This window comes from Maritalea mobilis (genome assembly GCF_004363175.1).
Lineage (GTDB): Bacteria > Pseudomonadota > Alphaproteobacteria > Rhizobiales > Devosiaceae > Maritalea > Maritalea mobilis.
Genome location: NZ_SNYR01000003.1, coordinates 664,354 through 680,063, shown reverse-complemented (window position 1 = coordinate 680,063; position 15,710 = coordinate 664,354). Strand labels below are relative to the sequence as shown.

Annotated in this window: 14 protein-coding genes, 1 tRNA gene and 1 riboswitch; of the genes, 6 read left to right on the top strand and 9 right to left on the bottom strand. The window is 52.0% G+C overall.

Annotation, left to right across the window (positions count from 1 at the left end; genetic code table 11):
• The first annotated feature begins 52 nt into the window (after nucleotides 1-52).
• On the top strand, nucleotides 53-1,276 hold the full coding sequence (locus ATL17_RS15930; protein WP_133573798.1) for an APC family permease: 1,224 nt from the start codon (nucleotides 53-55) through the stop codon (nucleotides 1,274-1,276).
• A gap of 39 nt (nucleotides 1,277-1,315) precedes the next feature.
• Here the strand turns inward: ATL17_RS15930 and ATL17_RS15925 are convergent, their stop codons facing one another.
• The 6 genes from ATL17_RS15925 to ATL17_RS15900 form a co-directional block, all read right to left on the bottom strand.
• Entirely contained in the window at nucleotides 1,316-2,935 is a 1,620-nt protein-coding gene (locus tag ATL17_RS15925) for a TRAP transporter large permease (RefSeq protein WP_133573797.1), read from the bottom strand.
• The gene (locus ATL17_RS15920) at nucleotides 2,935-3,621 is read right to left on the bottom strand and encodes a TRAP transporter small permease (protein WP_133573796.1); all 687 of its coding nucleotides are present in this window, start codon (nucleotides 3,619-3,621) and stop codon (nucleotides 2,935-2,937) included. The genes ATL17_RS15925 and ATL17_RS15920 overlap by 1 nt, the downstream gene beginning before the upstream one ends.
• A 69-nt stretch (nucleotides 3,622-3,690) precedes the next feature.
• A complete protein-coding gene (locus ATL17_RS15915) occupies nucleotides 3,691-4,686 on the bottom strand; it encodes a DctP family TRAP transporter solute-binding subunit (RefSeq protein WP_133573795.1) in 996 nt (331 codons plus the stop codon).
• A 188-nt stretch (nucleotides 4,687-4,874) separates the two neighbouring features.
• Nucleotides 4,875-6,242, bottom strand: a complete 1,368-nt coding sequence (locus tag ATL17_RS15910) for a sigma-54-dependent transcriptional regulator (RefSeq protein WP_133573794.1) — start codon at nucleotides 6,240-6,242, stop codon at nucleotides 4,875-4,877.
• A gap of 2 nt (nucleotides 6,243-6,244) precedes the next feature.
• Nucleotides 6,245-7,996 (bottom strand): sensor histidine kinase, encoded by a 1,752-nt coding sequence (locus ATL17_RS15905; RefSeq protein WP_133573793.1) that lies wholly within the window; start codon nucleotides 7,994-7,996, stop codon nucleotides 6,245-6,247.
• A 174-nt stretch (nucleotides 7,997-8,170) separates the two neighbouring features.
• Nucleotides 8,171-8,659, bottom strand: coding sequence for an MgtC/SapB family protein (locus tag ATL17_RS15900; protein WP_166639070.1), 489 nt, complete (start codon nucleotides 8,657-8,659; stop codon nucleotides 8,171-8,173).
• Between the two features lie 172 nt (nucleotides 8,660-8,831).
• On the opposite strand from ATL17_RS15900, the gene ATL17_RS15895 reads away from it, so the two are divergent.
• From ATL17_RS15895 to ATL17_RS15880, 4 genes are all read left to right on the top strand, one after another.
• The gene (locus ATL17_RS15895; protein WP_133573791.1) at nucleotides 8,832-9,491 is read left to right on the top strand and encodes a YqiJ family protein; all 660 of its coding nucleotides are present in this window, start codon (nucleotides 8,832-8,834) and stop codon (nucleotides 9,489-9,491) included.
• 22 nt (nucleotides 9,492-9,513) lie between these two features.
• Nucleotides 9,514-11,406 (top strand): flotillin domain-containing protein, encoded by a 1,893-nt coding sequence (locus tag ATL17_RS15890; protein ID WP_133573790.1) that lies wholly within the window; start codon nucleotides 9,514-9,516, stop codon nucleotides 11,404-11,406.
• A 111-nt stretch (nucleotides 11,407-11,517) separates the two neighbouring features.
• Nucleotides 11,518-12,267 (top strand): MauE/DoxX family redox-associated membrane protein, encoded by a 750-nt coding sequence (locus tag ATL17_RS15885; RefSeq protein WP_133573789.1) that lies wholly within the window; start codon nucleotides 11,518-11,520, stop codon nucleotides 12,265-12,267.
• A 68-nt stretch (nucleotides 12,268-12,335) separates the two neighbouring features.
• Nucleotides 12,336-12,424, top strand: a riboswitch (yybP-ykoY riboswitch).
• Between the two features lie 146 nt (nucleotides 12,425-12,570).
• Entirely contained in the window at nucleotides 12,571-13,050 is a 480-nt protein-coding gene (locus ATL17_RS15880) for a manganese efflux pump MntP (RefSeq protein ID WP_281275903.1), read from the top strand.
• Here ATL17_RS15880 and ATL17_RS15875 read toward each other — a convergent pair.
• The 3 genes from ATL17_RS15875 to ATL17_RS15865 form a co-directional block, all read right to left on the bottom strand.
• Nucleotides 13,043-13,519 (bottom strand): GNAT family N-acetyltransferase, encoded by a 477-nt coding sequence (locus ATL17_RS15875; protein ID WP_133573787.1) that lies wholly within the window; start codon nucleotides 13,517-13,519, stop codon nucleotides 13,043-13,045. The genes ATL17_RS15880 and ATL17_RS15875 overlap by 8 nt on opposite strands.
• An 80-nt stretch (nucleotides 13,520-13,599) precedes the next feature.
• Nucleotides 13,600-13,675 (bottom strand) — tRNA-Ala (locus tag ATL17_RS15870).
• 102 nt (nucleotides 13,676-13,777) lie between these two features.
• Nucleotides 13,778-14,176, bottom strand: a complete 399-nt coding sequence (locus tag ATL17_RS15865; protein ID WP_133573786.1) for a TIGR02300 family protein — start codon at nucleotides 14,174-14,176, stop codon at nucleotides 13,778-13,780.
• A gap of 178 nt (nucleotides 14,177-14,354) precedes the next feature.
• Here ATL17_RS15865 and aroA point away from each other — a divergent pair, with 178 nt between their 5' ends.
• The gene (gene aroA, locus ATL17_RS15860) at nucleotides 14,355-15,707 is read left to right on the top strand and encodes a 3-phosphoshikimate 1-carboxyvinyltransferase (protein WP_133573785.1); all 1,353 of its coding nucleotides are present in this window, start codon (nucleotides 14,355-14,357) and stop codon (nucleotides 15,705-15,707) included.
• Nucleotides 15,708-15,710: the final 3 nt, after the last annotated feature.

The following is a 15,710-nucleotide window of genomic DNA, read 5'->3' as shown; positions in this document are numbered from 1 at the left end:
TTGCATTGCCGTCGCTTTAGGATAGGCTTTGCCGCATGAATGGAGGGCGTTCATGCGGAAACCAGAAAATAGCCAAGTTAAATTAAAGCGAACCCTGTCTCTGCCCATGCTGGTTTTTTACGGCGTCGGCGTGACCATTGGGGCAGGTATCTTCGCCCTTATTGGCGAAATCGTTGGCCTTGCGGGCCAGCAGGCGCCGCTTGCCTTTTTACTGGCGGGCATAATTGCAGCAGCCACGGGCCTAAGCTATGCGAAGCTCTCCTCGGTTTATCCCCGTGCAGGGGGCGAGGCCGTTTTTGTGAATATTGGCATTGGTCCTTTTTGGGGACGCGTGGTTGGCTTGGGTGTAACCGCTACAGCGATTATTTCAAGTGCAGTTGTTGCGCTTGCTTTTGCCGGATATTTCCAACAATTGCTGGCGCTGCCCACCCCGCTGATCACCAGCGTCATCATCCTCGCCTTGGCAGGCATTGCCTGGTTTGGCGTACGCGAGAGTGTCATTTTCGCGGCCATCATCACGCTGCTGGAGATCGGCACATTGGTGGTGATCGGCTTTTTGGGTGTGCCCAATTTAAATGATGTTTCTTTTCTGGCGGAAAGCCTGAACCCCCTTGCCGAGCACGCGGATATGATGGCCGTGAGCACCGCGGCTATGATCGCGTTTTTTGCCTTTGTCGGCTTTGAAGATATCGAAAACATGGCCGAGGAAACCAAAGACCCGCACAAGACTGTGCCGCGGGCCATCCTGATCACGCTGGGTCTTACTGTGATCGTTTATATGTTGGTGGCGCTGGTGGCAGTGAGCAGCATGGACCAAGCTGCATTGGCGTCAAGCAAAGCCCCGTTGGCAGATTTGTTCTCCGCCCTTACAGGCCAGAGCGGGGCCCCCATCGCGGTGATTGCCACCATTGCCATGGTGAACGGCATTTTGGTGCAAATCATCATGGCCTCTCGTGTGCTTTATGGCATGGCCAACGAAGGGCTGGTGCCGAGTATTTTTGGCAAATTGGATGTACAGCGGCAAACGCCACTCTTTTCCACCTGGTTTGTGGCGGGCCTTACCATTGTGCTGGCAGTTAGTTTTCCGCTGGTGCATTTGGCACAGGCCACGAGTGCCATCATCTTGTTCGTCTTTAGCTTGGTGAACTTTTCGCTGTGGCAGATCGCCCGTCGCAAAGATGCACCTGCAGCATTGCGCAATTGGCAATGGCTTGGCCTGTTTGGGGCGCTGATTTCGGCAGGATTATTGCTGAGTGAAGCAGTGAAATTTCTATAGGTGATCCGCCGAGCCCCCAAAGGCCCGGCGGATTAAGATTTATCGCGTGATGATTTCCGGCCCCATCATCGCATAGGGGAGCAGCGTTGATAGTTGGGGGGTGTAGGTGACGATCACCAAGAAGATCAACAACACAGCTACAAAAGGTGCGGCCGCTTTCACCACTTGGATAAGGCTCATGCCCGTTATGCCCGAGGTCACAAACAGGTTGAGGCCAATGGGCGGTGTGATCATGCCGATTTCCATATTCACCACCATGATGATGCCCAAATGGATGGGGTCAACGCCCAATTCCATAGCGATGGGGAACACCACAGGTGCAACGATCAGCAATAGGCCTGATGGCTCCATAAACTGGCCACCGATCAACAGCAAAATATTGACGGCAATCAGGAAGGTGAACCAGTTAAAGCCCGCATCCAGCATCACATTGGTGATGGATTGTGGAATGCGCTCAGAGGTCAACACATGGGCAAAGAGCAGCGCGTTGACGATGATGAACATCAACATCAAAGTAGTGCGCGATGCTTCAACCATCACCCGGCGCGTATCATTATGCACCAAGGCGGGGAAGAAACGGGTGAGCACCAACACAAGGTTTTTGCCCCAAATCGGCAAGCCCCGCACAATTAGCATTGGCACGCGGGCAATGCTGGTTTTTGGGTCGCGCCACATGCTGTAGGCGATCATGACCGCTACAGACAAGGCGATGCCTGCCCAGAACCGTGCTTCTAGGCTGATCTCACTATCACGTCCCACCACGAAGTAAGACAGGGCCATCCACACAAAGAACACGCCCAAGGCATATACGGTGGCGGAAAACCCGACGCGCGCTTCAATCGGCGCATCTGCGGGCACCCATGTGATGCCAGCCAATGGGCCCATATCGCGATAAACAAAAATTGCAATGAGGAACGCATAAACGGCCGCAACAGCCGCAGCTTCAGTTGGGGTGAACACCCCACCATAAATACCGCCAATAATGATCACGATCAGGAACAAGCCCCAACCTGCTTCTTTACCGCCTTGCAAAATCTCGCCAAAGCCGCGCCAAGGTTCCGCTGGCAGCTTTTTGATGCGCGCGACCACATAGATGGCCAACATCAACATGCCACCCGCCAGAAGACCCGGCAAAACGCCTGCCAAGAACATGCGCCCCACGGACACTTGTGTGGCGGCTGAATAGACCACCATCACGATGGAGGGTGGGATCAGGATGCCCAATGTGCCCGCATTGGCAATGATGCCTGCTGCGAATTCTTTCGAATAACCCACCTGCATCATGCCCGCGATGGCAATGGTACCGATGGCCACAACAGTCGCTGGAGACGAGCCGGACAGAGCTGCGAACATCATACAGGCCAGCACAGAAGCCATGGCGAGGCCGCCACGGAAATGGCCAACAGAGGCGATTGCGAAGCGAATGATCCGCTTGGCCACGCCGCCAGTGGACATAAAGCTTGCAGCCAAGATGAAGAACGGAATGGCCAAAAGCGTATAGTTTTGCGACGCGGTGAACAATTGCAGCGCCACGGAGGAAATAGAGTCGGTGGAGAAGAACGCGATCACCAACACCGACGCAAGGCCTAGGGAGACGGCCACGGGCACGCCAAGCAACAGCAGGACGAGCACCATAGTGAACAAAATTGCAGAGACCATTAGTTTGCCTCCTTCAATGCATCTTTATTTTCAGCCACCAAATCTTCAGCTTCATGGCCCGCAATCATCAGATCGCGCTCGCCTTTGAAAATTTGCACAAATGCTTCAATGGACCGGAAGGCCAAAAGGGCAAGTGAGATTGGCAAGATGAGATAAGCCACCCAGCGCTGCACGCGCTCTGGCCAACCAAACTGATCAACCATGAAGGTTGGATATTTCAAATCTTCCAACCCCAATTGCAGCTGGAACATTTTCGACCAATAGGTCATGGCCCCGCCTTTGCCATTGGCACCGAAAATGCCAAGCCAATCTGCATTGAGCAGAATGATGGCATAAAGTGCCGTGCAGGCTGCGCCAAACAAGGCGGCGATGCGCAGGCCGCGTTTTGGCAACATGCGCACAAAAGCGTCGACCCCGAGGTGGCTACCCATTTTGACGCCATAGCTCATGCCGATCAAAATCATCCACGCAAACAGGATACGGGTGAGTTGAAGCGCGCCGCCAAAGCCGGAGTTAAATCCATAGCGCAGCACCACCTGCACGAAAGACACCAAAGTGATTGCCGCCAATAAGAGCGCCAAAATATTTTCTTCTAAATTGCTGATTACTTCTGGGTATTTGCGTTCCGCCAAAAATATGGCGGCGATAAGCACAGCAATAATGCCATATAGCCAATATGCGGCCATAGCCCCCTCCTTTGCCCCGTCAAAGCAAAAACCGCGCCCCATAGTTGGGACGCGGCCTAGATTTATGGATTATTGACCAGCAGCTACGGCTGCATCGATCACGTCTTGACCGATATCGTCTTTAAATTGATCCCAAACAGGCTTCATTACATCCACCCATTCTTGACGTTGCTCAGGTGTCAGCGTGCGCACAACACCGCCAGCCGCAATCATTTTTTGCTTGGCATCTTCGTTCACCGCTGTCGCTTGCGCATTGGCTGCCACAACTTCTTCATTGAAGATGGTGAGGAATTGCTCGCGCACTTCTGGATCAAGGCTGTCCAACCATTCTTTTGAGGTTACTGCCAAATAGGTCAGCAATTGGTGGTTGGTTTCGGTCACGCCATCTTGCACTTCGAAGAATTTCTCAGCGTAGATGTTTGACCAAGTGTTTTCTTGGCCGTCCACAACACCCGTTTGCAGCGCACCATACACTTCTTTAAAGGCCAATTTCTGTGCAGATGCACCCATCGCTTCGATCATGGCCACAGCCACGTCAGATGTTTGCACGCGGAACTTCATGCCTTCCGCATCGCTTGGCACCATCAATGGTTTCTTGGCAGAGAAGTGCTTCAAACCATTATAGATATAGCCAAGGCCCACATAGCCTTTGTCGTCGATGGCGTTGAGCAAATCTTTGCCCACTTCACCTTGGGTGAAATTGTTCACTGCATCCATGTCTGGAAACAGGAATGGCAAATCGAACACACGATATTTTTTGGTGAAGCTTTCAAACTTTGACAAAGATGGCGCTGCAATTTGCACATCGCCCAACAACAAAGCTTCCATCACTTTATCGTCGTCAAACAATGTCGAGCTTGGGAACACTTCCATACAGGCAGTGCCGTTCATTTCTTCATTGATGCGCTTGGCGATGGCTTCAGCAGCCTCACCTTTTGGGTGGCCAGTAGCGGCTGTCACGTGGCTGAATTTGATGACAATTTCGCCAGGGTCACAAGCAGCGAAAGCAGGTGTGGCGAACAAAGCTGCGCTGATGACCGCGCCAGCTGCGAATTTCTTAAGCATATAATCCTCCCAAGGATATTCTAGATGCGGCCCCTCTGACCGCTCACCCCTACATTGCAAGAGCCGTGCCAAAACTCGAGGAAGCTATTTTATAATTATATTTCAATTACTTGCTCAAAATTCAATATGCGTATTCGCCTATATATGTGTGAAGTTCCACACACAAAAATCAGCCGATGTGTAGATTTCTACACATCGCTTTCCAAGTGATCTGTCTCCAACCCATATTTTTTCATTTTGTCGTAGAGGGTTTTGCGGGAGATGCCCAATGCCTCATATGTTGGCTTTAATGCGCCCTTGTTGCGGGTGATTTCCGTGGCAATGACTGACTTTTCAAACCGCGCGACCTGATCACTAAGGTGATAGGCAGGTGTTTCATTTTCTGACGAGGGCAAATCTTCGCCCACGCCCAGCCCCATGCCGAGCACAAACCGATCGGCACAATTGCGCAATTCGCGCACATTACCAGGCCAGTTATGGGCATGAAGGGCAGCGACCACGTCTGGCGTGACTTCGGGAATTTCTTTGCGGAAACGCGCCCGTGCCTGCCGCGCCAAGCGATAGAACAGCATTAAAATATCTTCTTGCCGTTCTCGCAGCGGCAGCAAGTTGATGCTGGCAACATTGAGCCTGAAATAGAGATCCTGCCGGAACTTGCCCTTTGTGCTTGCCTCCGCCAAATCTGCTTTGGAGGCCGCTACGATGCGAATATCCAAGGGGATGGTTTTGTTGGACCCAAGGCGCTCTACCCCCCTAGTTTCAACCACCCGCAACAATTTGACTTGAAGATCAAGGGGCATGCTTTCGATTTCATCCAAGAACAATGTGCCGCCATTGGCATATTCAATTTTGCCGATCCGCTTTTGCGTCGCTCCGGTGAAGGCACCTGCCTCATGGCCAAACAATTCGCTTTCGATAATCTCGCTGGGCAACGCCCCGCAGTTCACGGCCACATAAGGATTATCTTTGCGGTTGGAATGTTCGTGAAGCGCGCGGGCGACCATATCTTTGCCGGCGCCGGTTTCGCCATTGACCATCACATCAATATCGGCGGCACCGAGCATTTTGACCTGCTGTCGGATTTGCACCATATGGTCGGAACGGCCAATCAGTGTTTCATCGAGTAAATCCTCGCTTTCGATCTCTTCCCGCAACACCCGGTTTTCCAAAACCAGACGGCGCTTTTCCACCGCGCGATTGATCACAAGTGTGAGTTGGCTGGTGGGGAATGGCTTTTCGATAAAGTCATAAGCCCCATCGCGCATCGCGGCCACAGCCATGGCCACATCGCCATGCCCAGTGATGTAGATTAGGGGTAAGGCAGGATCGATTTCGATCAGCTTTTTCAAAAATTCAGGCCCAGACATTTCAGGCATGCGCACATCGCACACCACCACGCCAAACATTTGGGAATGAAGCTGCGGCACTGCATCTGCCGCGCGGGCATAGCTTTTGACATCAAACCCATCCAACTCCAACGCTTGTTCCAGCGCGTGGCGCAAATCCTCATCATCATCGATCAGCAAAATTTGCGGGGTTTGCGAAATGTTTTGCATGTTCAGCCCTGTTCTTTTTCGTCATGATGGCGCGGCAATTTCACATAAAAAGCGGCTCCGCCCAGCGCGCTGGCGCCAACATCAATTTCACCACCAAAATCGTGCACAATGTTATAGGCAATGGAAAGCCCTAAGCCGAGCCCTTCGCTCACCTCTTTTTGTGAAACGAAGGGATCAAAGATACTGTTCTTTTCCTCTTCGCTGACACCATGGCCGCTGTCTTCCACCCGCAACACCACCTGCTTTTCATCATAATCAACGCCAAGGGTGACCGCATTTTTAGCACTGCCTGCAGCTGCGTCGATGGCATTGGACAATAGGTTCACCACCACTTGGGAAAGGCGCAAACTGCCACCTTTCACCAACACTTTTTCGATGGGCAATGTGAAATCCAAGTCGACTTTTTTTGCTTTTGCGTGCGGATCGACCAGAATGATGGCCTCCTGCATCAAGGGGCCAATTTCAACTGCTCGCAATTGCGTTCCGGGCTTACGGGCAAAACTCTTCAATGTTTTTGAAAGCTTGGCCATGCGGTCGGTCATTTTGGTGATGCGTTCTAAATTCTCGTCCACCCGCTTGCCATGGCCACGATCTAAGAAAGCTCGTGCGTTGTCAGCATAGGCCCGAATGGCGGCAATGGGCTGATTATATTCATGGGATAAAGCGGCAGACATTTGCCCGATTGAGGCCAGCTTGGCGGACTGGGTCAATTCTTGCTGGGCTTGGCGCAGCGCTTCTTCGGTTTGAATACGCTCATCATATTCGCGCTTTAGCTCTGCTGTGCGCTCGCTGACGCGCTTTTCCAGCTCCAGAGCCACCGCATGTTCTTGCGCAAACCGAAGCCGCGCAATATGCCATCGTTGCAACAGCAAGAACAACATGCCAGCGACAATGATGGCTGCGAGAATGGTGATGAGCTGGAACTGGTTGCGCGCATTCGCAACAGGGGCAAAACGTTCCATCACATTGAGGTGCCAATCATAAAGTGGGAGATATACAGATCGGGCCAGATAGGGAACTGGCTGGCCGCTGCCCCGATCCAGCATAAATTCCGTGAGTTGATTGGGATAAGTTTTCACCATATCCGTTTGCAAGGCCGTCGCCAATTGGTTGCCCACCACAAAGCTTCCGTCTGGCCGGGTCACGAAAACAGGTTCGTCGATCAGCGCCCAAGCGGTGCCCAAAGTTTGCAAATCCACATAAATGGTGACCGTGCCGATTGTTTCGCCCAAGCGGTGCACGCGAGACGAAAAAGCATAGGCAATTTGATCATCGCCAGAGGTGAGAGTTTTTCTGCCCAAGCGCCCTTCCAGCGCAGCGCTTTGCAACTCCTCTGGGATTGTTTCTGGCGCAAATTGTTCAGATTGAAATTGTGCAAAAACCTTACCTTGCCGATCTGCCAATTGGATGTTGGCTGCACCGGAAAGGCCCGCCAATTTGTTCAACAGCGCCCGCGCCTGTTGGTCTTGCACTCCCGCTTCGCGCGCCACAAACAGCAAAGCAATATCGGGCTCCCGCGCCACGATGCCGGTGAGCAGGCGAAATTTGTCGAAAAGTCCGTTGATGGCTTCCTGCTGAAGCGCGAAAACTTGCTCCACTTCTCTGCCCACTTCTGTGCGGGCGCGATTTTCAACAATCGGCAACCCCACCGCCAGAATGGTGAGCGCCGTCAAGGCAACGGCCACAAACAGGGTGGCAAGCTGGGCAGGAAAAGATTGTGACAATGAAGCCAAAACGCGACGAAAAAACTGCATGATGCAGTTTTGCGTTCAATGGCTTAAAGCGTCAAGCGCAATGGCATGTGTTTGGCACACACCATTGCGCACAAGGCAAGCTAAAGCGCCTTCGACTTGATGTTAATGCGTTTCAAGATATGGGCCAGTGACGCATTTGATGGCCGAACGATGAAGGGTTTCATTTCATCTACCTCAATATTTGTCGCTTTGATTGAAAAGGGGTTTACGCAAAATGCCAAACACAACCAGAATGATCACCAAAACAGCAAAGGCCAGAAGCGCCAAGCCATAAAGGCCAAAGCCAAGCATGAGGCCGATGGCACCGGAGCTCCAAATGCTGGCGCCGGTTGCTGTGCCGATAATCCGGTGTTCGCTCCCGTTTGAGCTTTTCAAAATTGCACCAGCCCCCAAGAAGCCGATGCCGGTGAGCACACCTTCAACAATACGCAATAGGTCCATTTTCGTATCGGGGTAGGCTTCTTTGTAATAATGGACAAATTCCTGCCCCATAATGGCGAGTAGACATGTGGTGGCGGCCACAATCATATAGACGCGAAAATCAACAGGCTTGTTTTTGATGTCACGGTCCAAGCCGAGACAAAAGCCAAATGCCATTGCAAGTGCTACGCGTGCCATCGCATCTGGCCAACCAACAGTTTGAAAATCTAATAGCGGTCCCATAAATCCCATCATTTGTTGCGGTTTATCGCGCTCGGCGATGCAAAATGAACGCTCAAATTTTGAAAAAGTTCCCAAACCGTTAATTTCATGCGCGATTTGGCGCTGGATGTCTGGACTCTCAGCGGAAAAGCTGCTCAATAAACAGCACGTTTAATTTATTTATTTGATTATTATGTTTGAATTTATTTTCTCGGCGGCCAATGTGCCGTTTGGTGTCGCGTTGGCGATTGTGTTTTTCATTGCATTGCTGGAAGGCGTGGGCGCTCTGTTTGGGGCGGGCCTTAGTCAATTTGTCGACAGCATGTTGCCCGACATGGATTTGAACGTTGATATTGAAGGGCCTGACGTAAGCAGCCCCGGAATATTCGCGGAATTTTTAAGTTGGCTCCGCTTTGGCCAAGTCCCCTTCATCATCTTGCTGATTGTGATTTTGACGCTGTTTGGCCTGACTGGTTTTGCCCTGCAGGGCCTTGCCGCAGATTTTGTGGGCGCCCCCCTGCCCGCATGGCTGGCTGCTCCGATTGCGGGGCTGGCCAGCCTCCCCCTTATTCGCGGGTGCACCGGTATTTTGCAGCGCATTTTGCCGCGTGAAGAAACCGATGCTGTGGCCCGGTCTGAACTGGTGGGTCAACATGGGGTGATCACCTTGGGGCGGGCAGAAGCTGGCTCGCCTGCTCAAGCGCGCATTCGCGACGCACTGGGCAACAGCCATTATGTGATGGTGGAGCCTCATGAGGGGGAGACCGCCCTTGAGCAGGGCGACCAAATTACACTTTTGCGGCAAAACGAAACCCGTTTTGTGGCGATGAAAAATCAAACTGACATTTCATAATTAAATATATTGGGGAGGAACCATGAGTTCATCTGTGCTGCAAATATTGGTCTTTGCAGGGATCATTTTGGTGGGCCTATTGACCATAGGCATCATCGTGTCGCGGCTTTATCAGCGCGCGTCTAAAGAAATCTCATTTGTCCGTACCGGTTTTGGCGGGCAGAAAATCATCTTAAATGGCGGCGCATTGGTGCTGCCAGTGCTACACGAAATCATTGCGGTCAACATGAACACGTTGCGCCTGCTTGTGCGTCGGGCGGACGATCAGGCTTTGATCACCAAAGACCGGATGCGGGTAGATGTGGTCGCCGAGTTCTATGTGCGGGTGCAACCTTCAGCCGATTCAATTGCCAATGCGGCGCAAACATTGGGGTCGCGCACCATGCGCCCTGATGAATTGAAAGACTTGGTCGAGGGTAAATTCGTGGATGCGTTGCGGTCTGTTGCCTCAGAAATGAGCATGGAAGAATTACATGAGCAACGGGTGAACTTTGTGCAGAAGGTGCAGCAAGTTGTGTCCGAAGATTTGCTGAAAAACGGCTTGGAGTTGGAAAGTGTTTCCCTCACCGGACTTGACCAAACCAGCATGGAATATTTCAACCCCAACAATGCGTTTGACGCTGAGGGCCTGACCCGGCTTACGCAGGAAATTGAATCCCGCAAGAAAATCCGCAACGACATTGAACAGGATACGGCAGTTCAAATTCAGAATAAGAATTTGGAAGCGGCGAAGTTGAAGTTCGATTTGTCGAAAGAAGAAGAATATGCCCGCCTGCACCAAGAGCGGGAAGTTGAAGTGCGTCGCGCCCAGCAAGCTGCAGAAATTGCGGTAGAGCAATCAGAAAAGCGCAAAGATGCGGAACGCGCACGGATTGAAGCAGAGCAGCAAATTCGCCAGTCTGAAATCACCTCAGAACGGGCCGTAGAAGAAGAGCGCATTGCCAAAGAGCGGGTAATTGAAACGCAGGATATTGAGAAGCAAAAGACCGTGCGCATTGCCTCTCAGGATCGTGAAATTGCCATTGCTGAAAAATCGAAGGAAGAGAGCCTTTCGCGAGCCACTGCTGATGAAGCGCGGGCCAAAGCGGTTGAGGCGGAAGAAAAAGTTATCTCCGCGCGTGAACGTGAGATTGCTGAGCGGAAGAAGCAAATTGAGTTGATTGAAGCCGCGAAAGAAGCTGAACGCGATGCGATTAGCCTGAAGGTTGTGGCCGAAGCGCAAAAAGTAGCGGCTGCGGACAATGCAGAAGCGGTGCGCGAGCAAGCGCGCGGTGAAGCGGACCGCGTGACCATCAGCGCGGATGCGGATGCGCAGGCTGAAAAGACACGTGCAGCAGCAGCGGAAATCCGTTATGCGGTTGAGGCATCTGGTAACAAGGCTTTGAATGAAGCGGCGAACCTGCTGTCCAACGACCAAGTGGCGATGAAAATTAAGCTCTCGCTCATTGAAAATCTCGAAAAGATTATTCGTGAGAGTGCCAAGCCCATGGAGAACATTGAGGGCATCAAGATCATCCAAGTTGATGGTTTGAGCAGCGCCCCGGCAAGTGCCGCCGCAAATGGCCACGCCAATGGCGCCAGCAATGGCAATTTGGCCGACCAAGTGGTGAACAGTGCCTTGCGCTATCGCGCCCAAGCGCCATTGCTGGACAGCTTGTTGAAAGAAGTTGGCCTGAACGGGCACGACATTAACGGGCTGACCAATGCAGTTGATGAACTGATGAACAAGCCAGCAGCAACATCGACGCCAGGGGATGAAGAGGACGAGGTGACGGCTGACGACATCGCACAGGCGGTGATTGCAGATTCTCGCCGCGAGGCACCTGCGAACGGACAAGCCAAAGCTTCCTCGCCGCCTAAAGCGACAAAGCAGCCCTCCGGAGAGCCGAGTGGCGATGCAACACCCGGTGCTTAAAACCGGATAAGCAAATTAAACTTTGGGGCGCTTCGGCGCCCCTTTCTTTTGGAACTCCACCGCAAGGCATTCGTTAAGCTTTTAGACTTCACGCGCTTAGGAGGTTTTGCCATGGATGCTCAAACACATCAAAAGGCCATACTTTATCGCATGGTAACAGATGACCATATCTGCCCGTTCGGCATTAAATCCAAGCATTTGCTGGAAAAGCACGGCTATGAGGTGGAGGATCATCATTTAAAAAATCGCGAGGAAACTGACGCGTTTAAAGATGAGCATCAGGTGGAGACCACGCCGCAAACATTTATTGCTGGTGAACGCATTGGGGGGCTTGATGATCTGCATGATTATTTGGATGCTCCTACCATGAAGCAGGAAGGCACCACCTACCAACCGGTCATTGCCGTGTTTGCCACCAGTTTTTTGATGGCGCTGGCGATTGCTTTTACGGCACAGAGCTTTTCATTTATCCGGATATTTGAACTGTTTATCGCCACCAGCATGGTGGTGTTGGCGATCTTGAAACTGCGCGACCTGTTCAGCTTCACCAACCAGTTTGTGACCTACGATCTGGCAGCACGTCGATTTGTGCCCTATGGCTATTTCTATCCGTTCGCAGAGGCGGGCGCGGGCCTTTTGATGGTCGCCGGAGCTCTTATTTGGCTGGCCGCACCAATGGCCTTGCTGATTGGTACGATTGGTGCCATTTCAGTGTTCAAGGCTGTTTATATCGATAAGCGCGAATTGAAATGTGCTTGCGTGGGTGGCGACAGCAATGTGCCGCTGGGCGCGGTTTCACTCACAGAAAATCTGATGATGGTGGGCATGGCCATTTGGATGGTGTTCAGCCGCTTGCTTTAGTGTTTGGCAAAAATCTATTTGGAGAAAATCAGGCCGATAGCTTGTGTTTTGAGCCGAACTCGCCTATGTCCCCTGTCATTGGGGAGTAGCCTCCTTTTATGGGATTCAGTCAACATGCTTGCGCTCATCGCATGGCTGGATCGACGCTTCGGCGTTTGGCGAGACCAATATTGTCTATGTGCAGTTGCCTTAGGCTAATATTGTGTAGATCGCGAAAGGCCCTTTTCCATGTTGTCCAACAGTTTGATCGCTTTCAGCATGTCTGCTGACGCATTTGCTGCGTCCTTAAGCAAAGGGGCTGCCATGGGTCGCCCTCGTCTGTTAGAAGCGCTGCGCATTGGCTTGATTTTCGGCCTTGTGGAAATGATCACCCCCATTATCGGCTGGTCGTTGGGCAATTTGGCCCATAGCATGATCACATCAATTGATCATTGGGTGGCGTTTGGCTTGCTCGGCCTTATTGGCGCGAAAATGATCTATGAAGCGCTGCATGAAAAGCCGGCACCGCAGCAGGATTATCATCGCGTTGGTGTGTTGTTGCTCACAGCCATTGGCACCAGCATTGACGCGATGGCGGTTGGTGCAACATTGGCGTTTCTTGAGGTCAATATCGTCCTGATGGCGCTATTGATTGGCGGCGCAACTTTTGTGATGGCCACCATCGGCACCATGACCGGGCAATTGGTTGGCGCGAAGGCAGGGCGGATCGCCGAGATTATCGGTGGCTTGATCCTTATACTGATCGGCACCCACATTCTGATCGACCATTTGGGCGTTATTTAAGCGCCAAGCGCATAAATACGCTTTCCGGGTCCTCGCGATAATCTCCAAACGGGCCGCAATAGGCAAAGCCAAATTTTTCATACATGGCCCTAGCCGCGGCAGAAGCCTCTCTGCTGCCTGTCTCCAAATAGATCTCATCTATCTTTTGAGCGCGCGCCAATTCTAAAATGTGATTGATCAGTTTTGTGCCGATGCCGTGGCCACGCCCGCTGGCCAACACATGCATGGATTTCACCTCGGCTGCCTCTGTGCCGAACGGCTTGAACCCCGCCATGCCCACACATTCATCGTCCAGCCATGCGGTCACAAGTTGCATATTGTCGGCAGCCAATTCGTCAATGCCCAGCTCGTGATTGCTTTCCGCCGGATAATGCGCCGCGCCATAAGCATGATGTGCCTCGACCAGTTGGCGAAGCTGAGGATCGTTAAAATCGGCAGGGCGAAGTTCAATTTGGGCAGGTTTAGACATGGCGCGAATCCGGGCGAATAAACAATAGGCGTAAGCCTAGCGCAGGATGCATCATCAACCAATAATTTATGAAGAAAAATTGGTGGAGCCTAGCGGGATCGAACCGCTGACCTCTTCGCTGCCAGCGAAGCGCTCTCCCAGCTGAGCTAAGGCCCCAATCCAGAGCCGCAACATGATTTGCGGCTCGATTTGTTGGCGCAAATTAGTCAACTCGTGCGCGAGTTGCAAGACCGAAAATTGCGCCAACACAAAAAAATTTTAATCGTCGTCTTTTTCAATTGGAACGTCGATGCCGATATTGTCGTCATCATCGTCATCTTCCAAGAAAACGTCGTTGTCGTCATTGTTGATGTCGTCATCATCATCTTCCAAATCTACGTCTGGGAGATTTTTGATGTCCTCATCATCACCATCATCGTCAGCATCTTCAAGCGAAACAATTTCAGCACCTGCTGCTGCAGCGGCGCTATCTGTTTCAACTTCTTCTACGCTATCGAAATCTTCTTCAACTTCAGCCTCAGCCGCTTTGGCACGGGCCATTTCAGTTACAAATTGCGCACCACATTTAGGGCACAAAATAGGATCGCGATTAAGATCGTAAAATTTGGTGGCGCAGCTTAGGCACTGGCGCTTGGTTCCGCGGTCGGTCTTGGCCACTTCAATCACCTCTTTTAAGTTTAATACAATATTGGCTGGTTGGGTTAGAAGCTAGAACACAATCTGTCAAATGAAAATGGCACTTTTTTGCGTCATTTGCTGTGATCACATTGTCAAATTCATAAAAGCCGTGCTAGGTGTGGCCTTGCGTACCGTTAACTCCAGATAGAATTTATACATGTCACATTCTCGATCTGCCCCGATCCCATTGGCCTCAATGCGATCTCAAGGGCTTACGGGCGCTATCGCCATGCCTGGCGATAAGTCCATTTCTCACCGCGCACTGATGTTTGGCGCAATGGCCTCTGGCGAAACCATCATTTCTGGCCTTTTGGAAGGCGAAGATGTGTTAGCAACGGGCCGCGCCATGGCACAATTGGGCGCAAAAATTGAAAAAAAAGGCGACCATTGGCACGTTGAAGGCGTGGGCGTTGGCAATTTTAAAGAGCCAAGCGAACCCTTAGACTTTGGCAACGCCGGCACCGGCGTGCGCTTGGCCATGGGCCTTGTGGGCACTTATCTGTTCGTGTCACGCTATGAAGGCGATGCCTCCCTTTCCGCTCGTCCGATGAACCGGGTGCTCAACCCTTTGCGCGAAATTGGCGTTGAAGTGGTTGAGGAACAGCCGGGCGGGAAATTGCCGATTGCGCTTAAAGGCCCGGCAAACCCTGCGCCCATTCATTACAAAACGCCAATGGCGTCCGCGCAAGTTAAGTCTGCCATTATGTTGGCTGGCCTGATCATCCCGGGCACCACCACGGTGATTGAAGAGGTGCATACCCGCGATCACACGGAAAAAATGCTCAAAGGCTTTGGCGCAAAGGTTGATGTGTCCACCGATGCAAACGGTGTACGCACCATTCAGGTGGAAGGTTTGCCAGATTTGCAGGGCCAAGAAGTTTTGGTACCGGGCGATCCAAGCTCAGCTGCCTTCCCGATGGTGGCAGCATTGTTGGTGCCGGGGTCAGACATCATCATTGAAAATGTGCTGATGAACCCCACCCGGACAGGTTTGATTACCACCTTATTGGAAATGGGTGCCGACATTGAATTGACCAATGAGCGTCAATCTGGCGGTGAGGACATTGCTGATATTCGGGTGAAATATTCACAATTGAAAGGCGTGACCGTTCCGGCAGACCGCGCTGCATCCATGATTGATGAATATCCAATCTTGGCCGTGGCCGCCTCGTTTGCGCAAGGGGCAACCCATATGCCGGGCATTGATGAATTGCGGGTAAAGGAAAGCGATCGCCTTTCAGCAGTGGCCAATGGGCTGAAAGCCAATGGCGTTGACTGCATTGAAGGCGAAGACTTTTTGACCGTTCAGGGCATGGGCGACAAGGTGCCGGGTGGCGGCACCGTTGAGACCCATCTGGACCATCGCATCGCGATGTGCTTTTTGGTGATGGGCTTTGCCGCGCAAAACCCGGTTAAAATTGACGATAGCGCCATGATCGCCACAAGCTTTCCAAGCTTTGTGCCGGATATGACCCGGCTTGGCGCTCAATTTGATCGGCCTAACCAGTAGGAA